Consider the following 25,752-nt stretch of genomic DNA (forward strand, 5'->3'; position numbering starts at 1 on the left):
GCCACCGAGCGGCGACACCTGGCGGATCGGATACAAAATTCCTCCGCAGCCCCGCGCCAAGGACAACTATCCCTGGCATCTCAACAATCGCAACAAGCGGAGCCTGACGCTCGACCTGAAGTCGCCGCATGCTGCCGAGATCCTCGAGCGGCTGGTCAAATGGGCGGACGTCCTGATCGTCAACACACCGCACCCGGCACGCAAACGACTGAAGCTGAACTACGAGGACGTCAGCGCTTGGAATCCCCGCCTGATCTATGCGGATATCACCGGCTACGGCGACAAGGGTCCCGACGCTGACTTGCCCGGATTCGATATCACTGCCTATTGGGCACGAAGTGGCCTGCTGTCCCTCACGCGCGACGCCGGCGCACCGCCGACCTTGCCGGTCTCCGGCAGCGGCGATCATGCGACGGCCGTAAGCCTCTATTCGGCCATCGTGACCGCGCTGTATCGGCGCGAGCGGATTGGCCAAGGTTCCTACGTGACGACGTCGCTACTCGCATCGGGCGTCTGGGCTTGCGGCGTTTCCGTACAGGCAGCGCTCTGCGATGCCCAATTCTATCCGCTGCACGATCGGAAGAGCCCGCCGAACGCGATCTTCAATGTTTACCAGGCCTCCGACGAGACCTGGTTCCTGATCGTCCTGACTCCCGACCGCTGGCCGGCCTTTGCGACCGGGATCGGCCGTCCGGACCTGCTGTCGGATACCCGCTTCTCGGACGCAGCCAAACTGGTGGCCAACGCAACCCAGCTCACTGCGATCCTCGACGAGGTCTTCAGCGCGCAGCCGATGTCGCACTGGCACGACGTCTTTGATCACAACCACATCACCTTCGGCGTAGTCCGTGCCCCCCACGAGGTGATCAAGGACCCGCAGCTGCAGGAGAATGACATCGTCGTTCCGCTCGTAGGCGCGGGAGGCAATCTGACGTTCACTGTCAGCAGCCCGTTGAAGGTCCATGGCGTGACCAAGGTCGCGGCTCGCCGCGCCCCCGAGCTTGGTGAACACAATGCCGAGATCCTGAAACAGCTCGGCTATGACGACAGCCGGGTCGAGGGTCTGCTGGTCAGCGGCGCCGTGCCACGCGCCAAGGAGCAAAAGCACTCCGCAGCATAGGCCTAGCCGAACGGAACAGGCGTCGGCTGTGACAGTCAAAATCTCCGGTGGGCTGCGTCGAGGGCCTCGAATTCCACACGGCATGCGGTACTGAACTCGCGCAACAGGTCGATTGTGCCGTTGGCGGCCATGTCTCGAAGCTCGGTAAAGCTCTTGTCCGGCTCGAGATAGGTATCGAGAATCGTCCTGGCGATCTGATCGGCGCAGTTGACGACCGGATCGCTCGAGAGCACCCGCATCCGGTTGAGCTTGGCGTAAAGACTGACCAGGCTCGGTATGTCTGCCTCATCGTGCTGGAGCGAGTCGATGTGGCACTTCGAGGCCTCCTCGATGAAGTCCCGGTAAAGGTTTTGCCGCCGGTTTTTCTCATGCGACAGCCATTGCGCGCGAAGCTGGACGCGCTGGCTGAGCAGATTGGCAATAAGACTGGTCATTCCGCCGACGGCAGTGCCGGTCAGGGCGGCAATGGCCGAGATGATTGACGCGTCCATCACGACGCCTCTTGTTTGGCCGGCTCGATGGCACGAGGCGCCTCTGCAATCAGCCGCGAGCTGCGTTGGCCGGACAGGTACGACCAGAGCCATTGCGTCTGCACCCTGAAGCGGTTCTGAAGCTGGGGTAATGCAAGCACGTGGAGGACGGCCCATACAACCCAGGTCGCAAAGCCGCTGGTGCGCAGATGGCCGGCCTCCAGGATCGCAAAATTCTTGCCGACGACGGCCATGTTGCCCTTGCTCCGGTAGCGGAACGGGCGGCCGTCCTTGCGTCCCCTGACGCGGTTCGCGATCAGCCTGCCGACAAACCGCCCCTGCTGGATTGCCGCCTGCGCGACACCTGGCACCGGGCGATCGTCCTGCACCAATGAAGTCGCATCGCCGGCCACGAATACGTCGCCGGCTTCTGCGATTTCCATGTAGGGACCAACAACGGCGCGCCCTGCCCGGTCAATCCTGGTATTGAGCATTCCGACGACCGGCGACGCCGCCACTCCGGCGGTCCACAGCACTGTCGCGCTGGCGATCCGCTCGCCGCCGGCAACGACGCCTAGTTCGTCGACCTTCTCGACCTTGAGGCCGGTCCTGACTTCGACACCGAGCCTCGCGAGCCGCCGCTCGACCTTCCCCGACAGGGATTCGGTAAAGCTTGGCAGAATACGATTGCCACCATCGACCAGGACAATCCGGCTTCGCGCGGGATCGATGCTGCGAAAATTGTTGCGGAGCGTGATCGACACCATGTGCGCAATCGACGCCGCCAATTCGACGCCGGTTGGACCAGCCCCGACCAGCACAAATGTCATCTGGCGGGCACGCTCGGCATCGTCCTCGGTTGCCTCAGCCAGCTCGAAAGCACTGAGGATCTTGGTCCGGATGTTCTCCGCCTCATTGAGGCTCTTCAGGCCCGGCGCGTGCAAGGCGAACTCATCATGCCCGAAATAGCTTGGGCGCATCCCTGCGGCCACGACGAGATAGTCGAAGCCGATCTTGCGGATTCCGAGCCCTGGGTGGCTGGCCTCGACCGTTCGGGCGTCCAAGCTGATCCCTGTGACCTCAGCCAGAACCACGTTGAGATTCTTCTGCGCAGCTTCAAGCTGCCGTATCGGTGTTGCGATCTCGGACGGGGCCAGGACGGCAGTCGCAACCTGGTAGAGCAACGGCTGAAAGATATGATGGTTGCGCCGATCGATCAGGACGACTTCAGCATCGGTCCCATTCAATGCGCGCGCAGCGGCAATCCCGGCAAACCCACCACCAATGATTACGATGCGCTTACGCCTTGCTTGCGGTCCGGCAACCGACGAGCCTCTCGCTTGCGAAAGATCCTCGCTTGAAACGGTGCTCATCGGTCTACCTGACGATCTCGCTTGCTGAAGCCGCCTGGCGTCATCCGAAACGGAGTACGGCGGACCAGCCGATCGCTCTTGGACGGGGTTGTCGCACCTGGAACGCCTTTGTCCCGTTCAATCCGAAACCAATTCACGGCATAGGCGTTAGTGCGGTCGCGAGCTTTTGCTGTCGTAGACCCAAGCCTCCGCCGGCTTCCAAAAGTGTGTTTGCTCGCAATGCGGACACCTGACCGGAATGGCAATACTCGGGAGCGCCTCAAAGACCACCGTTTCAGTGTCCAATCAGGTCTGCACCGGCTTCCTGGTCTCCGAACAGCAAATCAATATGTCCGGCATGAGTACCCCTTTCGGGAAACATGGTTCAGTCTTACTCGTTTTGCTAAGCTGTCATCGGCAGAGCTCGGGCTCAGGGACGACGGATGAAAAAATCGGACGTAACTTGCCCACGATGTGGCGCTGGTTTTCGAAGATTGGAGCTATGGTCCGAACCTGGAATCAGGGACGAGTATCATTGCCCGGTTTGTGAGACAGCCCTTGAAATCTTCGATGGAACTAGGCTGATCGCATATCGGCTCACGATCCTGCCTGAACGCGCCCCGGCGCGCGAGCGGGGTCACCCGGCCGCGTAACACGAATGACCCTGCAGCGTGACCGCCAGGCAACCACGGCGCAAGCCAACCTCGCCTCGCGAGCGAGGCGAGGTTGAGCAAAAACTCAGGTGCCCTCGAACTTGAACGACACGTTCAGCTTGGCGCGATAGGCCTCGACCTTGCCCTTGTCGTCCAGTTGCATGTCGAGCTTGACGACCTCCGCGACACGAAGATCCCGGAGAGACTTGGCGGCCTGCTCGACCGCGTTGGCTGCGGCCTTCTCCCAGGAGTCGCTGCTGGTGCCGATCAGCTCAATGACCTTGTAGACGCTCTCAGGCATGTCGTTCTCCCGTTCGGTATGAAACAGGGAGCAGGTTCTCCCTGCGATCATCAGCCTAGCACTGCATCAAGGCCGCTGGAAAGGACGTCGAGCTCCCTCCCTCGGACAGCCTGCACCGCGGATTGAAGCAAATTTGAACAAGAGCTTTGTCGGTGGGCGAGATCAGATCGTAGTTCGACGACGTGAAGTGAACGATTTGATCAACCCACGCCCCCGTCGATCCGGCAGGGCGACATCGATAATGATCAGGAGATATTTCCATGAGACAGCCTTGGCTTGGAGCCATAGCGACAGGCCTTGTGATCGGCCTGGCGCCCGCGGCGCATGCCCGATCTGCCTACGACGGTTGGTGGGACCTTGTCTTTGTAACCCAAGCCGGCGGCTGCGATTCCTCCTATAATTTCACTGTCAATGTCTCGAATGGCGTCGTCACCCATCCCAACCTGGTGAAATTCAGAGGATATGTCGCAAAGTCAGGGGCGGTCCGCGCTTCGGTGACGGTTCACGAGAAATACGCCTCGGGCGTTGGCCGACTTTCTAGAATCGGTGGCCGCGGCACATGGCGTGGCCACGCCGGAAGCGCGCAATGCTCGGGCTATTGGACTGCGCAGCGCAATTGATCTGCCCGCGGAAGCTCGATGCACGGGTCCGATACGTTGTATCGGCGCCGGACGATCGCGCGAGAGCGATGCGCTGCATAATGCTCCGATGCATTTCCTACACCGCCTGACAATACAGCAAGGACGTCCTTGAATCGGCAACCGCCTTCACGAGGCCAGCCGGTGCCCCGGGCCAGACTTCGGTCCGCATATTTGACGCAGCACGCAGGGATAGTCGCATGATCGCCCAATTGACCCTGATAGAGCGACAGCGCGCGATCCTGATCAGCGCCGCCGTCGCCCTGCTCGGCTTTCTGATGATGCTGGCTGGCCGCGACGATCCGATGGGCGCTCATGGCGCTCTGATCTTCGTCGCGAGCATCCTCATGATCTTCCGCATCGGCGGCAGCTACTATGCGCCGCCTCCGTCCGACGATCGCCTCAGGCACTACTACGACGATCCAAGCAAGGTCGGTATCGTCATCTCCATGATGTGGGTGATCGTCGGACTCGGTGTCGGCGACTGGGTCGCCTGGCAGCTGGTCAACCCCGACCTGACCTTCGGCACCGGATGGTCGAGCTTCGGACGGCTGCGGCCGGTCCATACAACGTCCGTGATCTTTGGATTTGGCGGCAACGCACTGATCGCGACGTCGTTCTACGTGCTGCAACGAACGTCTCGCGCGCGGCTGCCGGACCAGGTCAGCCCGTGGTTCGTGCTGTTCGGGTATAACCTGTTCTGCCTGCTTGCCGTCACCGGCTACATGATGGGCATCACCCAGTCCAAGGAATATGCCGAACCGGAATGGTACACCGACATCTGGCTGGTCGTGGTGTGGGTCACCTATTTCATCCTCTATTTGCGCACGCTGGCACGTCGCAAAGAGCCCCACATCTACGTTTCGAACTGGTACTACATGGCGTTCATCCTGGTGGTGGCGATCCTGCACATCGTCAACAACCTCGCCGTGCCGGTCTCGCTCGGCCACGCCAAAAGCTATTCAGCCTTCTCCGGCGTGCAGGATGCAATGACCCAGTGGTGGTACGGGCACAACGCTGTGGCGTTCTTCCTGACCGCCGGCTTCCTCGGCATGATGTACTACTTCCTGCCGATGCGCGCGGGACGGCCGATCTATTCCTACCGGATGTCGATCATCAGCTTCTGGGGCATCACGTTCTTCTACATGTGGGCCGGTTCGCACCACCTCCACTACACCGCGCTTCCGCAGTGGGTGCAGACGCTCGGCATGACGTTCTCGCTGATGCTCCTGATCCCGTCCTGGGCGTCGGCCGGCAACGTCCTGCTGACGCTGAACGGCGCCTGGGACAAGGTCCGAGACGACGCCACGTTGCGTTTCATGATGGTGGCGGGCGTGTTCTACGGGCTGGCGACGTTCGAGGGATCATTCATGGCGATCCGCTCGGTGAACTCGCTGTCGCATTACACGGATTGGACCGTGGGCCATGTGCACGTCGGTGCCCTCGGCTGGGTCGCCATGATCACCTTCGGATCGATCTACGCCTGCGTCCCCTGGCTCTGGAAGCGCGAGCGGATGTATTCGCCGAAGCTCGTCGAAGCCCATTTCTGGCTCGCACTGGCCGGCACCGTCATCTACATCTTCGCGATGTGGAATTCCGGCATCATCCAGGGACTGATGTGGCGGACCTACAACGACAGCGGCACACTCGCCTACTCGTTCGTCGACACGCTGGTCGCAATGCACCCCTACTACATCGCACGTGCCGTGGGCGGACTGCTGTTCTTGATCGGCGGCTGCCTCGGCGCCTACAACATCTGGAAGACCATCGCTGTCCCCGGCGTGACCGAGGAGCATGCCAGCGATCTTCCGCAGCCTGCCTTGGCCGGCGCGCTCAACGCCGCAGCGGAGTGACGGTCATGTCGTTGTTCGGCTTTCACTACCGGCTCGAACGCAAGGCGATCGGCCTGACGATCGGCATCATCGCCGCGGCGAGCGTCGGCGGTTTCGTCGAGATCGCACCGCTATTCACCATTCACCAGACCGTGGAGGACGCTCCCGGCATGCGGGTCTACACGCCGCTCGAGCTCGCCGGCCGCAACATCTATATCCGCGAGGGCTGCTACGCCTGTCATTCGCAGATGATCCGCACCTTGCGCGATGACGTCGACCGTTACGGCCCCTACTCGCTGGCGGTCGAGTCCAAATATGACCATCCGATGCTGTGGGGCTCAAAGCGCACTGGTCCCGACCTCGCTCGGATCGGCGAGAAATATTCAGATCAGTGGCACGTCGCCCACCTGAACAACCCGCGCGATGTGGTCCCCGTATCGGTGATGCCCGCCTACGGTTGGCTGCTCACGACGGAATTGCGAACCGACGATCTCGACCTTCACCTGAAGGCCCAGCGCAGGGTCGGCGTGCCCTATACCGACGATATGATCGCCAATGCCGCGATGGACGCCTACGCCCAGTCCAATCCGGATTCACCGCAGGCGGACGGCGTCATCAAGCGCTACGGCAAGGCAACCACGATGCGGGCCTTCGACGGGTTGCCCAGCAAACTAACCGAGATGGATGCGCTGGTCGCCTATCTCCAGGTCCTGGGGCGCCTCACCGACGCGGCACACAAATCGATCGCGCAGGCGGAGGCCGGCCAATGATCATCGAGCACGCGTTCCTCGTCGGTTTCTCGAAGTCGTTCGGCCTGTTCTATCTGGTCGCGCTGTCGGTTGCCGCGGTGATCTATGCCATGCGGCCGTCGAACAAGAAGCGGTTCGATGAGGCGGCCCAATCGATCCTTCGCGACGAGGCGGGACCATGGCGGTAGAGCAACCAGATCGCGACAGCTACACCGGCTATCTCACGACCGGCCATGAATGGAGCGGCCTGAAGGAATTGAACACGCCGGTCCCGCGCGTGCTCTATTTCTTCCTGACCTTGGCCTTCCTGTTCTCGGTCGGCTATTGGGTTCTGATGCCGGCCTGGCCGCTTGGCGTGACCTATACCAAGGGCCTGCTGGGCATCGACCAGCGCACGCTCGTGACAGCTTCGCTGCAGGATGCCGCGCTCGAACGCAGCGTCTGGACCAAGCGGATCGAGACCGAGGACTTCTCCAGGATTCAGTCCGACGCGCGCCTGATGACGATCGTGCGCGAGACCGGTCACACCCTATTCGGAAATAACTGCGCGGCGTGCCATGGCACGGATGCCAAGGGCGGGCCCGGATTCCCGGACCTGACGACGAACTCATGGCTCTGGGGCGGCAAACCGGAGGAAATTTTCAACACCATTCGCGTCGGCGTCAATTCCACGCATCCTGACACGCATGTCTCCCAGATGCCGGCATTCGGCCGCGACCAGATGCTGCCCCGCCAGGACGTCATCAAGGTGGCGAGCTACATCTACTTGCTGTCGCATCCGCGCCCGGCGGACATGGATCCCGCGAACATCGAAGCAGGCAAAGCAATCTTCGCCGCCAACTGCGTGGCCTGTCACGGTGCCGACGCAAAGGGCAATCCGGAGCTGGGAGCTCCCAACCTGACCGATCGCTTCTGGATCTACGGCGGAGACTTCGACACCATCGACACCACCGTGTGGGGCGGCCGCCAGGGTCACATGCCGACCTGGGAGAGCCGGCTATCCCAGCTCGATCGCAAGATCCTGACACTGTATCTGGTCGACAAGAGGATACCGGGCCCATGACCGACCTCGCGTTCGGGCGGCGAACGAGCGGCAGAGCAGCCATCGCACTCTGGATCCTGATCGCGTGCGGAGTGATCGCTGTACTCGCGGCCAATGCTCACATGCTTTATCTCGCCTCGACCTCGCAGCCGCCTTGCGTAGACCATCTCCGCCAGGACGAAGCCGGCGATGCGCCGGGCCAATACCGCGCCGCCGGGTCGTCCTGCTCGCCGTCCGAGATTCGCCCATCTGCACGAGGAAACGAGCGATGACGATGCTCCCTTCGGTCGCGCCTCCGCTCCAGACGGTCAACAGATGGGCCCGCCCGCTCACGATGGCTGATCCGTTCAAATGGCTGGCAATGGGCTGGAGCGATTTTCGCACACAGATGCCGATGAGCCTTGCCTATGGCATGCTGATCATCGCGATCTCGCTCGGGCTGGTTTCGGGCCTGATCGCGCTCAAGCGTGACTACATCCTCTTCCCGGTCTTCGCAGGGTTCATGGTCATCGGACCGATCCTGGCCGTCGGACTTTATGAGAAAAGCCGGCGGATCGAGGAAGGCCTGCCGGTCAGCTGGCGGAATCTCTTCTTCGTCAGGCCACGCTCAGGCGGCCAGATCCTGTTTACTGGCGTATTGCTCTGCCTGCTGATGATCATCTGGATCCGCGCGGCTGTGCTGATCTACGCTCTGTTCTTCGGCATGGTGGCGTTTCCCGGCCTCGACCGCATCGCACCGATGCTGTTCACGACCGCCACGGGATGGGCGATGCTCGCCGTCGGCACCCTGGTGGGCGGCCTGTTCGCGGCGTTCTCCTTCGCGATCAGCGCATTCTCGATTCCCATGCTGCTCGACCAACGGATCGATGCCCTGACAGCGATGGGCTCCAGCATGGCGCTGGTCTGGAACAACCTGCGCGTGCTGATGCTCTGGGCCGCGATCGTGCTCGGTCTTTTCCTGGCCAGTCTCGCAACCGGCATGATCGGACTGATCGTGACCTACCCCCTGCTCGGCCACGCCACATGGCACGCCTATCGGGCGGTGCAGCCGGAAGCTAAGTGATCGCGCGAAAGCCGCGGAGCTGATCCATGAGCTGTTGTGCACCGGGCGCTGAAGTCTACCTCTATCAAGCCGCGGCGGAGGACGATGAGGTCCTGCTTGCCAGCCGGCCAGTCCACGACGGGCTGCGCCAGACCGACCTGTCGGTGCCCGGCATCCATTGCGGCGGCTGCCTGCAGCAAATCGAGGCGACGCTTGACGCGCTCGACGGCGTGGGGGAAGTGAGGGCCAGCCTCTCGACCCGACGCGTCAAGGTGCTCTGGCGCGGCGACAGGCCGCCTCCGCTCATACGGACACTAAGGTCGATCGGATATCCGTCTCACGTCCACGATATCGACACCGGCGCGAAGGACGTGGTGCTGGCTCAGCTGCTGCGCTCCTTGGCGATCGCGGGCTTCGCGTCCAGCAATATTATGCTGCTGTCGGTCTCGGTCTGGGCGGGCGCAGAAGCCGAAACGCGCGACCTCTTCCACTGGATCTCGGCGTGGATCGCGCTTCCGACCCTTGCCTATTCCGGCCGGATTTTCTTCCGCTCGGCCTGGCACAGCCTGCGACACGCGCGGACCAACATGGACGTCCCGATCACGATCGGGGTGCTGCTCACCTTCGTCATGAGCCTGTACGAGACCGCCCATCACGGTCCGTACGCCTATTTCGATGCGGCGGTATCGCTGCTGTTCTTTCTGCTGATCGGCCGGACGCTGGACCACGTCATGCGCGAACGTGCGCGGCAGGCTGTGGGTGGGCTCGCGCGCCTTGCAGCGCGCGGTGCGCTCGTCCTGCACGCCGACGGCAGTCAGGCCTATCTGCCTGTTGACGAGATCGAGCCGGGAATGACGATCCGGCTGGCCGCCGGTGACCGCGTGCCCGTCAACGCGCGCGTTCTCAAGGGAGAGTCCGAACTCGACTATTCGCTCGTGTCCGGCGAGAGCGCACCGCAGCGCGCCGTCGAAGGCACGGAGCTCCAGGCCGGCATTCTCAATCTGACCGGACCGTTGACGATCGTTGCGACCGCCACGGCGGACCAATCATTCCTCGCCGAGATGCGGCGAATGATGGATGCCGCCGAAGCCGGCCGATCAGCCTATCGCCGGATCGCCGACCGCGCCGCCCGGCTCTACGCCCCGCTGGTTCATTCGGTCGCATTCCTGAGCTTCCTCGGCTGGATGCTCGCGACCGGTGATGCGCACCGCGCCATTACCATCGCCATCGCTGTCCTGATCGTCACCTGCCCATGCGCGCTCGGCCTTGCCGTTCCGATGGTCCACGTCGTCGCGGCCCGGCGGCTGTTCGACAAAGGCATCATGATCAAGGACGGCGGCGCGCTGGAACGGCTTGCCGAAGTCAATGTGATCCTCTTCGACAAGACCGGCACGCTGACCGCCGGTCAGTCGCGCCTGACTGCGAGGGGCAACACGGATTCTGATGCTCTTGGTCTCGCCACCGCGCTCGCGATGCACTCCCGCCATCCCTATTCGCAAGCGCTAGCAAGCCTCGAGCCTGTCCGACAGCGCCTCACCTTCGATGCGGTGTCCGAATATCCCGGCAAAGGCATCGAAGCGCGTGCCGACGGCAACGTCTACCGCCTGGGACGTCCGGACTGGGCCGTGTTCGACCGACAATGCTCCTCGAACGATGAAGACGCGGCCGTCACTCTATCGGTCAACGGCGTCGCCTCAACCCATTTTCATTTCGATGACACCTTGCGTGAGGGAGCTCGCGAGGCCGTCGCAGACATCAGACGATCGCACGCTTTCGTGGAAATTCTGTCCGGCGACAAGGAGGCGCGTGTCCGCGACATTGCGCAGCAGTTTGGGCTAACCTGGATTGCTGGCGCCACCCCTGCAGATAAGATCGCGCACATCTCGGCATTGAAGCAGGCCGGCAACAAGGTTCTGATGATCGGCGACGGATTGAACGACGCACCCGCGCTGCGTGCGGCCGATGTTTCGATGGCGCCGGCGTCGGCGTCGGACATTGGACGCAACGCCGCCGATCTCGTCTTCTTGCGCGATAACCTCGAGGCCGTTCCGCAGGCCATCGCGCTGTCGCGCGCAGCCCGCGCGCTGGTCCGGCAGAATTTCCTGCTCGCGGTCGCTTACAATGTCGTGGCGATCCCACTTGCCGTCCTCGGCGGGGTCACGCCGCTGCTGGCTGCGATCGCCATGTCACTCTCGTCGGTGACAGTCGTTGCCAATGCGCTGCGGCTCGATGGCCGGCCGCGGTGTGAACCAAGCCGTGAGGTCCGACGGGCAGCAAGGCGGCCTACCGTGCTGGGGGCGCTCAAATGATCGACTTCTTCTTCCTCGTCCCAATCGCCATCGGCCTCGGCCTGGCCGGTCTCGCCTCGTTCATGTGGACGCTCAAGAACGGCCAGTATGATGATCTGGAGGGCGCGGCCGAGCGGATACTATTCGAGAGCAAACAGGGGCCCGAGTAGCCGACGCTCAATCGCCGGTCCCGACGATCACCAAGCCAAGCGCGGCAATCCAATCGATGATGGCTGCATGACGGGTATTTCCCGTGGCCGAGACCGTAGCTTTCGGAAACAAGAGATCAGAAAGCTGAATTATCTCAGTAGGGTTGACAGGACACCCCTTCCGCCAGTACACTGTTCTCCGTTGTTCTGCACTGTTCGGAATCCCCAGTAAAATCAGCGCTTTCGTCGGCAGGCTGTATTCCTCACCGGTCCAACTATCGCGATTGTTCGGACGATGCGATCAGTCGCGAGTGCATGTATTTGAGGATGCCGCGGTGCGGGCCGCGCGCATAGCCGCCGGTCAGCGTGTAGTCACGCAGCAACGCATCTGCCTCTCGCCGGTTTAGTTCGGAATGGTATTCGAGCAGAACGACGTCGTAGTCGATCGACTTCAGCCCCGACAGAATCTCGATTTCGCACCCTTCGGTATCGATCTTCAGGATCTGTGCCGGCGGCATGACCGTCGGCGGCTTGGTGGCGACCGAGACTGAACTTCGCGCCTGTTCTCCGAGGTCGAAGAAACTGGCCTCGCCGCAATTGTTCTTCCCCAGAAACATCTGAGTGTGTAGTGGGTCGCCGATGGCGAAGTTGTGAGCATGGATGCTGTTCGAGACTCGAGCAGTGGCGAGAATGCCAACATTTGCTTCCAGCATCGCGAAATTGTCCGGCAGCGGCTCGTAACAATAAATCTCGCAGCCCGGCCAACGCTTGATCGCCCAGACCGCGAAGCCGCCGACATTCGCGCCGACGTCGAGGATGATCGGGCGGGGATGATTGTATGGGACGTCATACTCACCGCGCTGGATCAGCTGCAGATGAGGGATCATGGATGGCGGGCATCGGATATTGATTTCCATGTCGACATTGAAATCCGTCGGAGCGACTTTGGCAACCCGCCCGCCGCGACAACACGCGTGGGCAATTCAGACTTCCGCTGCGAAATCTGGTTTTCCAGCCGCGCAAGTCACGCCGCGTCAGCGCCTCGATAGCCGAACGTGACGCGAGTCACGGCATTTGTCCCCGTCTCTGCGCAAGGTCCTGCCGTCGCCGGAATGATCCGGTTTGCAAAGGGAGCGATTAGATGAACAAGTATATTGCCGCGGTTGGCGTCACCATCGCACTTCTCTCAGGATCATCAGCTTTCGCGGGTGCCGGTGGCGGCGGGCACGCATTCGCGCCACTCGCAACATCCGTCCGCGACCATCGCGGTTCAGCGCAGGGAGAAGGCGGAGTATCCGTATCCAATACGCCGGGGGCTAACCTCGGCCGACATTGCGGAGAGACCTACGCCTGCGGAGCCAGCTATTATCCCAAAACAGGCACGCGGGATCATCGCGCAGGTCATTGAAGCAGTCGTCTGCTGAAGCGATCTTTTTAGCCGACGTTTCGTTGCGTCATCGCGGAATTTGCCGATACACCGCCGTCGCAAGGGCCGCCCTTTCCCATCGTGCAGCGCCCCAGCCCGTGTACCGAGTTGGGGCGCCATTCGCGCCGATGTCGAGCATGATCGGTGCGCCCTGCCCCGCATTGGCCGGCATGTTGTCACGTCTGCCGGATGAACTCCGCAATCAGGTTGCCGATTTCCTCCGGGGCATCCTCGAAGCAGTAGTGCCCGACGCCGGCAAGGCGCCTGACCGGCGCTGCCGGGAAGATCGCGGAAAACAGCGGCAGGAAATGCTCCGCGTGCAGGGTGCGATCCGCCTCGCCCCAGATGGCGAGCGCGGGTCTGCTGCGGATCAAACGGTCGGCGACGGGATCGGGCGTTGCGAACGTGTGCACGCCAGTCGCAAAGCCCTTCGCCCATCCGATCGCGCCGAGGCAGTCAGCCGGACGTGCGAAGGGCGCGCCGTAGGCCGAGAGCCAGGCGTCGGTGATGATGGCATTGTTCTCGAAGCCGTTGAGTTTCAGCGTGCTCAGGATGTTGAAGCCGAGTTGTCCGAGAACCGGCTCGAGCTCGCCGTTGGCCTCGGCCTTGGCGATCCATTGAAACCAGGGCGAGACCCGCGCATTCGCCGTGATGCGCTCGAACAGATCGCTTTGCCCGAACGGCGTCGGCCCGTTGGCCGAGATGATCCGGCGGATCCGATCCGGATGGCGGGTCGCGAAGCCCATGCCGACTGGCCCGCCAAAATCATGCATGACGAGGGTGATGTTGGTGAGATCGAGCGCGTGAACCAGCGCCTCGAGATTATCGACGTGGTCCTGCAGCCAATAACTGCGCTGCGCCGGCGTCGCACTCTTCCCAAAGCCCATGTGATCCGGAACGACCACGCGATGCGTCGCGGACAGGGCCGGCACGAGGTGGCGGAACAGGTAGCCCCAGGTCGGTTCGCCATGCAGGCAAAGCACTACCTCGCCGTGCCGCGGGCCCTCGTCGACATAATGCATCCGGAAGCCTGGAGCCGCGCTGAAATGCGGCGTGAAGGGAAAGGTACCGTCGAACGTGGCGTCGGATTGGATCATGGTCGATCTCGTATGGTTTCAATTTGAAACCATCGTCTATCGCTTGAGGTTTTACTTTGCAACCGATATATCGAAGCCATGATCGGACGGTCGCAGCGGCCGCGAGACCGAGCCGATCAACGCAGGGAATGAGGAGCGTCAGGCGAATCGCAATGGCCAAGAGAGTGAGCCACAGGGACTCGATGTGCGGCGTCGCCCGGCCGCTGGATGCGATCGGCGACTGGTGGTCGCTGTTGATCGTGCGCGACGCGTTCGACGGGCTGCGCCGGTTCGGCGAGTTTCAGAAGAGCCTCGGGCTTGCCAAGAACATCCTCTCGGCCCGGCTCCGCAATCTGCTGGCGCACGGAATCATGGAGACCGTGCCCGCGGCGGACGGCAGCCCCTATCAGGAATATGTGCTGACCGAAAAAGGACGCGGGCTATTCCGTCTCCTCGTCGCGCTACGGCAATGGGGCGAGGATTTCTTCTTCGAGCCCGACGAGGCGCATGTGCTGCTGGTCGACCGCAAGAGCGGCCTGCCGGTGCGGCGGCTCGAACTGCGCGCGCAGGACGGACGTGTCGTCGGCGCAGAGGATACGATGGTGCGCTTGCCGTCGGCCTAGCGGAGAAAGAGACCGCGCGGATGCGAGCGCACCGTGCAATCACGGTCGCAGGAACCGGATGTTAACCCTCCTTGCCGCAGCATCCGCGCGTGGAGGTTCGACCAATGCAGACATTCCGGATTTCGCTGAGCGATGGGACGCGGCAATTCCACACGGCGATTCAGGCGCCGGACCCCGCATCCGCGCGCATCAAGGCCGCCTACTTCTTCGATATTTCGAAGTGGCGAATCCTGAGTGTATCGCTGAGTGGAGCGAGTACTGCGGCGGCGTAGCCGCTGCCGGCGCTACGCCATCCGGTCGAGCTCGGCCGCGGCAAGCTTTGCAATCTGCAGGTCGATTTCGGCGAGCGGATCGTTGTCGCCGAGAAACCATACCGCCGACAGACCGGTCCAAGCCAGGATCCATGACAGCAGGCGCCCGCGATCGAGCCGCGCTGCTTCCACCACAATGTCGAGACGCCGCGCAAAGCGTCCGGGCTCTGTCGCGACCGGCGATGTCGGGTCCGCAAGGTCGGGATTGGTGAAGATGTTGGCGAAGTCGAAGCCGCGCTCGCCGACGAGATGTTTTGGATCGATCGCGAGCCAGCCCCGCGCCCCGAAGTCGAGCACGTTGTCGTGGTGCAGGTCGCCATGCAGGACCACGATCTCGCGCTGATCGCAAAGCAGTGCCTGGGCGACCTCAGCCGATCGGTTCAGAATGCCGCCATGCGCGCCGGCCGCCGGCCATAGCTCGCGAAACCAGTCCGCAAGCGGCGTCAGATCCGGCCGTGGCTTCGCTCGCAGGGCGTGAAGCCGATCGGCCGTTGCACAGAGAATTCTGCAGGCCTCGTCGTCCTGGCCGGTTCGCGCCATTCGGCTGAGCGACGCCGAACCCATCGCCCGTTCGAGCAGGAGCGCATCGCCGTCACAGGCAAGGACGCGCGCCGCTCCGTCTCCATGCCACCACTCCATCACGATGGCGCCGAGGCGCTCATCCGGCTCGTGCGAGAGCTTGAGCATTGCGGGCTCGCCGTGCCGCCGTACCGGCAGCAACCCTGCGGCGTGCGTCACGATCGGGTCGCCGTCTGGGACGAGGCTCCAGGCCGAGAGATAGGGTTCGAACATCCGGCAGCGTGGTTATCGATGAAAGGGCGCGACCGTCGTTCTTATCATTGCCGCCGCGCGTTGCCACGCTGGTTCCCTGCGACGCATCGTGGCATGGCTCGCGCGAACCGGTTCCTTGCTGCCCTGCCCATGTTGGCTGATGACAGCCCCCACCCTTCTCGCGTTACAATGCCGCAGCCGGTGCTACGGAGGATGTCGCAATGCCGCGAAAGGGAATTACCGGACATGACGAATGGGTGGTCACGGAGGCCCTGGCTACCGCGCTGGTTGCGCTCGAACAGCTGCCGTCAAAGCATCAGCCGCGTGCGCATATGGAGGATGTCCGGAAAATCCTGACCGCGAGATGCGAGGCCGGGGCGGTCACGCTGCATCTGGCGCAGGCCAAGTGCCGGTTGTTTCCGGATACCGACCCGCTCACGATCTACGAGGACTACGGCCTCAAGGATGGCCTCGGATAGCGGCAGCTGATCGAACGGCTAGTCGTGGCTGACGCGCCAGATCGTGCCATTGCCGTCTTCGGAGATCAGCAGCGCGCCGTCGCGCGCCATGGTCACGCCGACCGGACGACCCCAGACCTCGTTGTCGCCGACGACAAAGCCGGTGACGAAATCCTCGTACTCGCCGGTCGGCACGCCATCCTTCAGCCTGATGCGAATGACCTTGTAGCCGGTGCGCTTCGATCGATTCCACGAGCCATGCTCGGCGGCAAACGCGTCGCCGCGATACTCGGACGGAAACTTGCTGCCGGTGTAGAAGGTCAGGCCAAGCGAGGCCGAATGCGCCTGCAACAGTACATCGGGGACCGTCACCTTGTCCTTCAGGTCGGGCCGCGCGCCGGCATGCGCGGGATCCTCGTTGGCACCGATATAATACCAGGGCCAGCCGTAGAACGCGCCTTCGCGAATCCGCGTCACATAATCGGGCACAAGGTTGTCGCCGCGGCCATCGCGTTCGTTGGTCGAACACCACGGCGTGCCGCTTCCGGGCTGGATCGCAAGTCCCACGCAGTTGCGGATCCCGGTGGCAAACAGCTTCTGGTTCTTGCCATCCGGATCGAAGGCGAGCACCGCGGCGCGATCGGTCTCGGCTCCCCAGGCCGCGCCAAGCGCGTGGTTACGGCTCCAGGTCTCGATGCCGCCAGGAGGTTGGCCAAGCCCCTCGCCTGCGTTGCCTGCGGAGCCGACCGACACCAGCATCCGCTTGCCGTCTTGTGTGAACACGATGTCACGCGTGGAGTGGCCGTAGCCATGCGGAAGATTTGCGACGATCGTCTCGGGCTTTCCCTGTGCCTTGAGATCACCGTTGCGGTAGGCAAAGCGCACCACGCTGTCGGTGTTGGCGACATAGAGCCATTGCGGATTGTCGCCGCTCGGGAAGAACGCGATGCCGAATGGCCGGTTCAATCCGGTGGCGTAGACCTCATTGGTCGCAGGCTTGGTGGCACCATCGGTGCTGCGCAGGATACGGATTCGGCCGGGGCCGGTTTCCGCGACGAAGATGTCGCCATTGGGCGCGGTCCGGATGATCCGCGGGCCGCTCAACCCGCTCGCAAACAGCTCGACCTTGAACCCCGCCGGCACCTGCGGCATCGCCGATGCGGGTCTCTGCACGACGCGCGACGAATTGCTGCTGGAGGCCGTAGCCCCCGGCTTCGGCAAGTCCTGCGGGCTGATCAGACGCAGCGTGCCCGGCTTGTCGCGCCGCCAGTCGCCGAAGGCCTCCCCGCCTTTCAGCACGGGCTCGGCACCCGACCGCGTGACGCTGATTGCTGCGAGGATGACGACGAACAGACTCACGCCGGCAAGATTTGTCTTAAGCATATGCTCCTCGCGCGACGTCCCCGTCGGTCGCAGAGTTCATAGCGCAGTTCCACCGCCGGCTGCGGTCACAATGTCGTCTGCTTCGATCCCCTTGCGCGACGCCGTCAGACTGCACGGCGCGATGATCGAGGTGCGCGGGATCAGATGGCCCTGGAACCGACCATGGGCTTACGCGCGGCTGCCGACAGGTCGCGATACGCCGGGGTCTCCCCGACAAGCGCCTTGAGCGGAACCGTGAGCCGGCACACCAGGCCCTCAACGTGCCAATCGAAATCGGCCCGCCCGCCGAGCTGGGTCTCGATACTAGCGATCACGCTTCTGGTGCCGAAACCCTTCTGCTTCGGCTTGGTCACCGGCGGTCCGCCGGATTCCACCCAGGCCAGGATCAGCGTGTCATCCTGCACTTCCCAGGTGATCGCGAGCCGGCCTGACAGCACCGAAAGGCTGCCATATTTGGCGGAGTTGGTGACGAGCTCGTGCAGTGCCAGCGCCAGCGTCTGTGCGGTCGCGGGCTGCAACTGCACCTCGGCACCCTCGATCTGGATCTGCCCGGCCTCGGAATACGGCGCGATCTCCTCGGTCACCAGCCGTCGGATCTCGGCGCCCTGCCAGCTCGACAGCGACAGCACGGTGTGAACCCGCGCCAGCGCCGTGATGCGGCCCTCGACCGCCCGCACATAGGCCGTCACGTTGTGGGCGCGCGTCAGCCGCACGATCGATTGCGCCAGCGCGAGTGCATTCTTGGCGCGATGGTCGACCTCGCGGGTCAACAGGCTCTGCCGTTCCTCGGCCTTCTTGCGATCGGTAATATCGACGGTAACACCGCTCACCCGCACCACCCTGCCGTTCCTGTCACTAGTGGCCGCGGCCGTGCCGACGCACCAGCGCACCTCGCCGTCCGGCCGCATGACGCGGAATTCGGCTTCATAAGACGTCCGTCCGTTGCCGAACCCGGCCCAGGCCTGCTTCAGCTCCTCCACATCATCGGGGTGAAACAGTGCCTGGATATTGTCTGATGTCAGGGTGAAGGATTTCGGGTCGACGCCGAAGATCTTGTACTGCCCCTCGTCCCACATCCAGTCGCCGTTGACCCAATCCCAGTCCCACGAGCCCATCTTACCCGCGGCGATCGCCATGCTGCGGCGCGCCTCGCTCTCGACCAGCCGCGTGGTCGACTGCTCGAGCTCGGCGGTCCGCGCGCGCACGCGGTCCTCGAGCTCGGCATTGAGGCGTTCGAGTTGCCGTGTCTTGCGGTAGAGCTCGGCGAACACGCGGATCTTTGCGCGCAGCACCTCGGGCACGACCGGCACCGGAACGTAATCGACCGCGCCCATCTCGTAGCCGCGCAGCCGGTCGATGTCGCTGACCTGGATTGCCGAGATGAAGATCATCGCGGTCTTCTGGAAACGCGGATGCTCGCGGATCATCGCCGCGAGCTCGAAGCCGTCGAGCTCGGGCATGCAGACGTCGACCAGGATGACTGCGACTTCGTTCTTGAGCAGGAACTCGAGCGCCTCGCGGCCCGACGATGCCGCGACGAGCGTTTCGCCGAGCTCTTTCAGGATGACCTCATAGGCCAGCAGCTTCGCCGGCTGGTCATCGACCAGAAGGATGTTTACCTTTTCATGGTCCATCATGTTCGATCGCCGATCAGCGGTGCAGCCACATGCGGATCGCCAGCAGCAGTTGTTCGGTGTTCACGGGTTTCGCCAGATAGTCGGACGCGCCTGCCTCCAGGCATTTCTCGCGGTCGCCTTTCATCGCCTTCGCGGTCAGCGCGATGATCGGCAGCCGCGCAAAGGCGGGATTTTGCCGGATGGCGCCGATGGTCTGGTAACCGTCCATCTGCGGCATCATGATGTCCATCAGCACGATCGCAATCTTCGGATTGGATTCGACCAGCGAGATCGCCTCGTGACCGGTTGTCGCAGTCAACACCTTCATACCTCGCCGCTCCAGCACGCTCGACAGCGCGAAGATGTTGCGGGCGTCGTCGTCGACAAGGAGCGCGGTCTTGCCGATCAGATCCTCATCGGAACTGTTGAGCTTCTCCAGCATCCTCTGCTTTTCGACGGGCAATTCCGTGATCACACGGTGCAGGAACAGTGACGTTTCGTCGAGCAGCCGCTCCGGCGACTCCACACCCTTGACGACGATGCTGCGCGCCATCGTGTGCAGTTCCGCGTCTTCCTCCGCCGAAAGTTCCCGGCCGGTAAACACGACAACGGGAATACTGGACAGCGTCTCGTCCTTGCGGATCTGATCGAGCACCTCGAAGCCGCTCATGTCGGGCAGGCGCAAGTCGAGCACGACGCAGTCGCAGGGATTTTCGCGCAGCGTTGCGAGCGCCCCCGCTCCGGTGCCGCTGGTCACGATTTCGATATCCTCATGCCCGAGCAGTTCGGTGATGCTGAGCTGCTCGGCCGCATTGTCTTCCACGATCAGCAGGCGCTTGCGGCGTGGCCTGGCATATTCCTTGATCTGCGACAGCGCCGCGCTGACGCCTTCCGTCGTGGTCGGCTTGTTGACGAAAGAGAACGCGCCGCGCGCCAACGCGTGTTGGCGATCCTCGTCGAGGGTGATGATCTGGACCGGAATGTGACGGGTCAACGGATTGTGCTTGAGCTGGCTCAGCACGGTCCAGCCCAGCATGTCGGGCAGGAAGACGTCGAGCGAGACTGCGCTCGGCTGGAACTGCTTCGCAAGATCAAGCGCCTCGGCGCCGCGGCTTGCGACCAACACCTTGAAGCCTTTGTCGCGCGCCAGATCGATCAACACCCGTGCGTAATGCGGGTCGTCCTCGACGATCAACAGGATGGTGTCGCCGGGCTCGAGATCGAGCCGGTCGTCCGGAAGCTGCTCGGTCACACGTTCCTGCGTGCCCGATGCCTGCAGCGACGGTGCCGAGGTCTGCGGCATCTGTATCGGCTGGGTTTGCGGACGCAGCGCTACCGACGGTCCAGCATATTTCAGCGGCAGATAGAGCGTAAAGGTCGAGCCCTTGCTCGGCGCGCTACGCAGATGGATCTCGCCGCCGAGCAGGCCCGCCAACTCGCGGCTGATGGCAAGGCCAAGACCGGTACCGCCATATTTGCGGCTGGTGCCGGCATCGGCCTGCTGGAACGCCTCGAAGATCAGCTTCTGCTTCTCCTGGGGAATGCCGATGCCGGTATCGGAGACTTCGAATGCCACGACGGCAGGCGCCGCATTGAGGATCGGATGCTCGGCGCTCCAGCCGCCGAGCGCCGCCGACACGGTGAGGCTGACGCCGCCATCCGCGGTGAACTTGAACGCGTTCGACAGCAGATTCTTCAGCACCTGCTGCAACCGCTTGGAGTCGGTGACCATGCTGCGCGCAAGGTTGGCGTCGACATCGATGCTGAAGGAGAGATGCCGGTTCTCCGCCTCATGCCGGAACGGACGTCCAACGGTCTCGAGCAGGCTCGAGGTCAGAATTTCCTCGGCATCGACAGTCACGGTACCGGACTCGATCTTGGATAGATCGAGGATGTCGCTGATCAGGTTCAACAGGTCGGTGCCGGCACCATGAATGGTGCGGGCGAACTCGACCTGCCTGCCGGTTAGATTGCCGTCCGGATTCTCGGTGAGCTGCTGGCCCAGGATCAGGATCGAGTTCAGCGGCGTCCGCAGCTCGTGCGACATGTTGGCGAGGAATTCGGACTTGTACTTCGAGGTCAGCGACAGTTCGGTCGCCTTCTCTTCCAGCGCGCGGCGGGCCTGCTCGATTTCCTGGTTCTTGCGTTCGACGTCGACATTGCGCTCGGCAAGCTGCTGGGCCTTCTGCTCGAGCTGATCGTTGGTCTGCTGCAATTCCCTCTGCTGGGCCTGAAGCTCGCCGGCGAGTGTCTGCGACTGCTTGAGGAAGGCCTCGGTCTGCATCGTCGCCTCGATGCTGTTGAGCACGATGCCGATGCTGTCGGTCAGCTGTTCGAGGAACGTAATCTGCGAGGTCGTAAACGACGAGATCGAGGACAACTCGATCACCGCCTTGACCTGGTTTTCGAACAGCACCGGGAATACGACGAGGTTCTTCGGCATGATCCGCATCAGCGCCGAATTGATCGGCACCGCATCGCCGGGAATGTCCGAGACCAGGCGCTGGCGCTTGTCGAGCGCGCACTGGCCGATTAGTCCCTCGCCGAACTGGACGATTTGCGGATGCGGATTGCTGCTGTCGCTGGCATAGGCCGACAGCAGACGCAGCTGCGCATTCTCGGGATTGTCGACCTGGTAGATCACGCCCATATGCGCGTTGATCAGCGGCGCAAGTTCGGTCAGCAGCAGGCGGCCGACGGTCGCGAGATCGCGCTGACCCTGCAGCATGTTGGTGAACCGCGCCAGGTTGGTCTTCAGCCAGTCCTGCTCCGTGTTGCGCTCCGTGGTGAGACGGAGGTTGCCGATCATCGTGTTGATGTTGTCCTTGAGCTCCGCGACTTCGCCGCGCACGTCGACCTGGATCGAGCGCGTCAGGTCGCCCTTGGTCACCGCGGTCGCCACTTCCGCGATCGCGCGCACCTGCGAGGTCAGGTTGGCCGCCAGCAAATTGACGTTGCCGGTGAGGTCCTTCCAGGTGCCTTCGGTGCCGGGCACGTTGGCCTGACCGCCCAATCGTCCTTCGACGCCGACTTCGCGCGCCACGCTGGTGACCTGTTCAGCGAAGGTCGCGAGCGTCTCGGTCATGTTGTTGATGGTGTCGGCGAGCGCGGCCACCTCGCCCTTCGACTTCACTGTGAGGTTTTGCTTCAGGTCGCCGTTGGCGACAGCGGTCACCACCTTGACGATGCCACGCACCTGCTCGGTCAGGTTCGCCGCCATGACGTTGACGGTGTCGGTCAGGTCCTTCCAGGTGCCGGCGACACCGCGCACCTCGGCCTGGCCGCCGAGCTTGCCCTCGGTGCCGACTTCGCGCGCGACGCGCGTCACCTCGCCGGCGAAGGCGTTGAGCTGGTCCACCATCGTGTTGATGGTGTTCTTCAGCTCGAGGATTTCGCCCTTCACGTCGACCGTGATCTTGCGCGAGAGGTCGCCGCGCGCCACGGCGGTCGTGACTTCCGCGATGTTGCGGACCTGGGTGGTCAGGTTCGCGGCCAGCAGGTTGACGTTGTCGGTCAGGTCCTTCCAGGTGCCGCCGACGCCGGGCACCACGGCCTGGCCGCCGAGCCGCCCTTCGGTACCGACCTCGCGCGCCACGCGCGTCACTTCGGCAGCGAATGAGCGCAGCTGTTCGACCATCGTGTTCAGGGTGTCCTTGAGCAGCAGGATCTCGCCGCGCACGTCCACCGTGATCTTCTTCGAGAGGTCGCCGCCGGCGATCGCGCTCGCCACCTCGGCGATGTTGCGGACCTGTGCGGTCAGGTTGGATGCCATGAAGTTAACGTTGTCGGTGAGGTCCTTCCAGGTGCCGGCGACGCCGGGCACTTCGGCTTGGCCGCCGAGCTTGCCTTCGGTGCCGACTTCGCGCGCGACACGCGTCACTTCGCCGGCGAACGCGTTGAGCTGATCGACCATCGTGTTGATGGTGTTCTTCAGCTCGAGAATTTCGCCCTTCACGTCGACGGTGATCTTGCGAGACAGGTCGCCGCGCGCCACAGCGGTCGTCACCTCGGCGATGTTGCGGACCTGGGCGGTCAGATTGCCGGCCATCGAGTTGACGTTGTCGGTGAGGTCCTTCCAGGTGCCGGCGACGCCGGGCACGTTGGCCTGGCCGCCGAGGCTGCCGTCGGTGCCGACCTCGCGCGCCACGCGCGTCACCTCACCCGCGAAGCGGTTGAGCTGGTCGACCATCGTGTTCAGGGTTTCCTTCAGCTGAAGGATCTCGCCGCGGACGTCGACCGTGATCTTGCGCGACAGGTCGCCGCCGGCGATCGCGGTCGCGACCTCTGCGATGTTGCGGACCTGCGCCGTCAGATTGCCGGCCATCGAGTTGACGCTGTCGGTCAGGTCTTTCCACGTGCCGGCGACGCCGGGCACTTCGGCCTGGCCGCCGAGCTTGCCGTCGGTGCCGACCTCGCGCGCCACGCGCGTCACTTCGCCGGCGAATGCGTTGAGCTGGTCCACCATCGTGTTGAGCGTTTCCTTCAGCTGAAGGATTTCGCCCGACACGTTCACGGTGATCTTCTTCGACAGGTCGCCCTTCGCGACCGCAGTCGCGACCTCGGCGATATTGCGGACCTGCGCGGTCAGGTTCGACGCCATCGAGTTGACGCTGTCGGTAAGGTCTTTCCACGTACCGGCGACGCCGCGCACCTCGGCCTGGCCGCCGAGCTTGCCTTCGGTGCCGACCTCGCGCGCCACGCGCGTCACTTCGCCGGCGAAGGCGTTGAGCTGGTCCACCATCGTGTTGATGGTGTCCTTCAGCTCGAGGATCTCGCCGCGCACGTCCACCGTGATCTTCTTCGACAGGTCGCCATTGGCGACCGCGGTGGTGACGCCCGCGATATTACGGACCTGCGCGGTCAGGTTCGAGGCCATGAAGTTGACGTTGTCGGTGAGGTCCTTCCAGGTGCCGGCAACGCCGAGCACGTTGGCCTGGCCGCCGAGCTTGCCTTCGGTGCCGACCTCGCGCGCCACGCGCGTCACTTCCGAGGCGAAGGCGTTGAGCTGGTCCACCATGGTGTTGAGCGTTTCCTTCAGCTGAAGGATTTCGCCCGACACGTTCACCGTAATCTTCTTCGACAGGTCGCCGCCGGCGATCGCGGTCGCGACGTCGGCGATGTTGCGAACCTGCGCGGTCAGGTTCGAGGCCATGAAGTTGACGTTGTCGGTCAAATCCTTCCAGGTGCCGGCGACGCCGGGCACCTGAGCCTGACCGCCGAGCTTGCCTTCGGTGCCGACCTCGCGCGCCACGCGCGTCACTTCCGAGGCGAACGAGTTGAGCTGGTCCACCATCGTGTTGATGGTGTCCTTCAGCTCGAGGATCTCGCCGCTGACGTCGACGGTGATCTTGCGCGACAGGTCGCCGCGCGCCACGGCCGTGGTCACGTTGGCGATGTTGCGGACCTGGGCGGTCAGGTTGCCGCACATCGCGTTCACCGAGTCGGTCAGGTCCTTCCAGGTGCCGGCGACGCCGGGCACGATCGCCTGGCCGCCGAGCTTGCCGTCGGTTCCGACCTCGCGGGCCACGCGCGTCACTTCCGACGCAAACGAACGCAGCTGATCGACCATCGTGTTGATGGCCTCCTTCAGCTGCAGGATCTCGCCGCGGACGTCGACCGTGATCTTCTTGGACAAGTCGCCGTTGGCGACCGCGATCGTCACCTCGGCGATGTTGCGGACCTGGCCGGTCAAATTGTTGGCCATCGAGTTGACGCTCTCGGTCAGGTCCTTCCAGACGCCGGTCACTTCCGGCACCTGGGCCTGGCCGCCGAGCTTGCCCTCGGTGCCGACTTCGCGGGCAACGCGCGTGACCTCGGAGGTAAACACCGAGAGCTGCTTGATCATCGTGTTGACGATGTTCGCCGACTGCAGGAATTCGCCGCGCAGCGGCCTGCCCTCGACGTCGAGCTGCACGGTTTGCAGCAGATCGCCCTGTGCCACCGCCGCCACCGCGCGGGTGACTTCGCGGGTCGGCCACAAGAGATCGTCGATCAGGGTGTTGACCGAACTTTCCATATCGGCCCAGGCGCCGCTGGCGAGACCGAAATTGACGCGCTGGCGGGTCTGTCCTTCGCGGCCGACCACTTGTCCGACGCGCGCCAATTGCTGCGCCATACGCTCGTTGGCGGCTGCGATTTCATTGAAGGCATCCGCGATCTTGCCGTCGATACCGAGATAGTCGCCGCGCATGCGGACCGAGAAATCGCCGCCGCGCATCGCCTGCAGCGACTGCAGCAGATCATGCGAGGAATCGAGGCTTCTATTCGATGACTGGGCGCGGCGTGTATCAGCGCGGGGACGAGGCGGCGAACCGAGATCGGTCATGTAATTTCCCCTACGCGCCGGCTACGAATCCAGGGACTCGGAAAAGCCAGTGTGACCATAAGAATGACTGCCCTTGATTGATTCAAGCGGGAAAACGCCAAAACCGCGATTTGTGACGCAAACCGAG

22 protein-coding genes are annotated in these 25,752 nt (G+C 63.2%); 13 read left to right on the forward strand and 9 right to left on the reverse strand.

All coding sequences use genetic code 11. The annotated features are described in order from the left end of the window. Window positions 1–1,120, forward strand: a 1,120-nt coding sequence (locus FNJ47_RS13640) for a CaiB/BaiF CoA transferase family protein (protein ID WP_163153803.1), incomplete at its 5' end; no start/stop codon positions are given. 35 nt (window positions 1,121–1,155) lie between these two features. Here the strand turns inward: FNJ47_RS13640 and FNJ47_RS13645 are convergent. The 3 genes from FNJ47_RS13645 to FNJ47_RS13655 all read right to left on the reverse strand — a co-directional run bounded on the left by FNJ47_RS13645 (window position 1,156) and on the right by FNJ47_RS13655 (window position 3,896). Beyond that, entirely contained in the window at window positions 1,156–1,611 is a 456-nt protein-coding gene (locus FNJ47_RS13645; protein WP_163153805.1) for a hypothetical protein, read from the reverse strand. After that, entirely contained in the window at window positions 1,611–2,963 is a 1,353-nt protein-coding gene (locus FNJ47_RS13650) for an NAD(P)/FAD-dependent oxidoreductase (RefSeq protein ID WP_163153807.1), read from the reverse strand. Before FNJ47_RS13650 ends, FNJ47_RS13645 begins: the two co-directional genes overlap by 1 nt. Window positions 2,964–3,680: 717 nt before the next feature. Then, entirely contained in the window at window positions 3,681–3,896 is a 216-nt protein-coding gene (locus tag FNJ47_RS13655) for a dodecin family protein (protein WP_163153809.1), read from the reverse strand. Window positions 3,897–4,156: 260 nt separating this feature from the next. Between FNJ47_RS13655 and FNJ47_RS13660 the strand changes: the two genes are divergently transcribed. The 9 genes from FNJ47_RS13660 (at window position 4,157) to ccoS (ending at window position 11,657) form a co-directional block, all read left to right on the forward strand. Then, window positions 4,157–4,516, forward strand: coding sequence for a hypothetical protein (locus tag FNJ47_RS13660; RefSeq protein ID WP_163153811.1), 360 nt, complete (start codon window positions 4,157–4,159; stop codon window positions 4,514–4,516). 218 nt (window positions 4,517–4,734) lie between these two features. Further along, window positions 4,735–6,387 (forward strand): cytochrome-c oxidase, cbb3-type subunit I, encoded by a 1,653-nt coding sequence (gene ccoN, locus FNJ47_RS13665; protein ID WP_163153813.1) that lies wholly within the window; start codon window positions 4,735–4,737, stop codon window positions 6,385–6,387. A 5-nt stretch (window positions 6,388–6,392) separates the two neighbouring features. Next, window positions 6,393–7,136 carry a cytochrome-c oxidase, cbb3-type subunit II gene (gene ccoO / locus FNJ47_RS13670; protein WP_175068374.1) on the forward strand — a complete coding sequence of 248 codons (744 nt, stop codon included), beginning with the start codon at window positions 6,393–6,395 and terminating at the stop codon, window positions 7,134–7,136. Beyond that, a complete protein-coding gene (locus tag FNJ47_RS13675) occupies window positions 7,133–7,303 on the forward strand; it encodes a cbb3-type cytochrome c oxidase subunit 3 (protein WP_163153815.1) in 171 nt (56 codons plus the stop codon). The genes ccoO and FNJ47_RS13675 overlap by 4 nt, the downstream gene beginning before the upstream one ends. Continuing rightward, window positions 7,294–8,178 carry a cytochrome-c oxidase, cbb3-type subunit III gene (ccoP, locus tag FNJ47_RS13680; protein WP_163153817.1) on the forward strand — a complete coding sequence of 295 codons (885 nt, stop codon included), beginning with the start codon at window positions 7,294–7,296 and terminating at the stop codon, window positions 8,176–8,178. Before FNJ47_RS13675 ends, ccoP begins: the two co-directional genes overlap by 10 nt. Further along, the gene (locus FNJ47_RS13685) at window positions 8,175–8,429 is read left to right on the forward strand and encodes a hypothetical protein (RefSeq protein WP_163153819.1); all 255 of its coding nucleotides are present in this window, start codon (window positions 8,175–8,177) and stop codon (window positions 8,427–8,429) included. Before ccoP ends, FNJ47_RS13685 begins: the two co-directional genes overlap by 4 nt. Beyond that, window positions 8,426–9,220 (forward strand): DUF2189 domain-containing protein, encoded by a 795-nt coding sequence (locus tag FNJ47_RS13690; RefSeq protein ID WP_163153821.1) that lies wholly within the window; start codon window positions 8,426–8,428, stop codon window positions 9,218–9,220. Before FNJ47_RS13685 ends, FNJ47_RS13690 begins: the two co-directional genes overlap by 4 nt. Before the next feature lie 26 nt (window positions 9,221–9,246). Beyond that, window positions 9,247–11,508, forward strand: a complete 2,262-nt coding sequence (locus FNJ47_RS13695) for a heavy metal translocating P-type ATPase (protein WP_163153823.1) — start codon at window positions 9,247–9,249, stop codon at window positions 11,506–11,508. Beyond that, the gene (ccoS, locus tag FNJ47_RS13700) at window positions 11,505–11,657 is read left to right on the forward strand and encodes a cbb3-type cytochrome oxidase assembly protein CcoS (RefSeq protein WP_163153824.1); all 153 of its coding nucleotides are present in this window, start codon (window positions 11,505–11,507) and stop codon (window positions 11,655–11,657) included. Before FNJ47_RS13695 ends, ccoS begins: the two co-directional genes overlap by 4 nt. A 254-nt stretch (window positions 11,658–11,911) precedes the next feature. On the opposite strand, the gene FNJ47_RS13705 is transcribed toward ccoS, so the two are convergent. Both FNJ47_RS13705 and FNJ47_RS13710 read right to left on the reverse strand, forming a co-directional pair. Further along, on the reverse strand, window positions 11,912–12,523 hold the full coding sequence (locus FNJ47_RS13705) for an FkbM family methyltransferase (protein ID WP_163153826.1): 612 nt from the start codon (window positions 12,521–12,523) through the stop codon (window positions 11,912–11,914). A 715-nt stretch (window positions 12,524–13,238) separates the two neighbouring features. Next, window positions 13,239–14,159, reverse strand: coding sequence for an alpha/beta fold hydrolase (locus FNJ47_RS13710; protein WP_163153827.1), 921 nt, complete (start codon window positions 14,157–14,159; stop codon window positions 13,239–13,241). Window positions 14,160–14,311: 152 nt separating this feature from the next. On the opposite strand from FNJ47_RS13710, the gene FNJ47_RS13715 reads away from it, so the two are divergent. Then, entirely contained in the window at window positions 14,312–14,761 is a 450-nt protein-coding gene (locus FNJ47_RS13715; protein WP_163153829.1) for a winged helix-turn-helix transcriptional regulator, read from the forward strand. A gap of 104 nt (window positions 14,762–14,865) precedes the next feature. Further along, window positions 14,866–15,033, forward strand: a complete 168-nt coding sequence (locus FNJ47_RS49840) for a hypothetical protein (RefSeq protein ID WP_165445677.1) — start codon at window positions 14,866–14,868, stop codon at window positions 15,031–15,033. A 12-nt stretch (window positions 15,034–15,045) separates the two neighbouring features. Here FNJ47_RS49840 and FNJ47_RS13720 read toward each other — a convergent pair whose 3' ends face one another. Then, window positions 15,046–15,864 carry an aminoglycoside phosphotransferase family protein gene (locus tag FNJ47_RS13720; RefSeq protein ID WP_163153831.1) on the reverse strand — a complete coding sequence of 273 codons (819 nt, stop codon included), beginning with the start codon at window positions 15,862–15,864 and terminating at the stop codon, window positions 15,046–15,048. Window positions 15,865–16,064: 200 nt separating this feature from the next. Between FNJ47_RS13720 and FNJ47_RS13725 the strand changes: the two genes are divergently transcribed. Further along, a complete protein-coding gene (locus FNJ47_RS13725; protein ID WP_163153833.1) occupies window positions 16,065–16,322 on the forward strand; it encodes a hypothetical protein in 258 nt (85 codons plus the stop codon). 18 nt (window positions 16,323–16,340) lie between these two features. On the opposite strand, the gene FNJ47_RS13730 is transcribed toward FNJ47_RS13725, so the two are convergent. The 3 genes from FNJ47_RS13730 to FNJ47_RS13740 all read right to left on the reverse strand — a co-directional run bounded on the left by FNJ47_RS13730 (window position 16,341) and on the right by FNJ47_RS13740 (window position 25,517). Continuing rightward, window positions 16,341–17,684 carry a PQQ-dependent sugar dehydrogenase gene (locus FNJ47_RS13730; protein ID WP_163153835.1) on the reverse strand — a complete coding sequence of 448 codons (1,344 nt, stop codon included), beginning with the start codon at window positions 17,682–17,684 and terminating at the stop codon, window positions 16,341–16,343. A gap of 140 nt (window positions 17,685–17,824) precedes the next feature. Beyond that, window positions 17,825–19,318 carry a sensor histidine kinase gene (locus FNJ47_RS13735; protein ID WP_163153870.1) on the reverse strand — a complete coding sequence of 498 codons (1,494 nt, stop codon included), beginning with the start codon at window positions 19,316–19,318 and terminating at the stop codon, window positions 17,825–17,827. A 16-nt stretch (window positions 19,319–19,334) separates the two neighbouring features. Next, window positions 19,335–25,517 carry a HAMP domain-containing protein gene (locus FNJ47_RS13740; RefSeq protein ID WP_163153872.1) on the reverse strand — a complete coding sequence of 2,061 codons (6,183 nt, stop codon included), beginning with the start codon at window positions 25,515–25,517 and terminating at the stop codon, window positions 19,335–19,337. Between the last annotated feature and the right edge of the window lie 235 nt (window positions 25,518–25,752).

The organism is Bradyrhizobium uaiense (genome assembly GCF_010811875.1).
GTDB lineage: Bacteria > Pseudomonadota > Alphaproteobacteria > Rhizobiales > Xanthobacteraceae > Bradyrhizobium > Bradyrhizobium uaiense.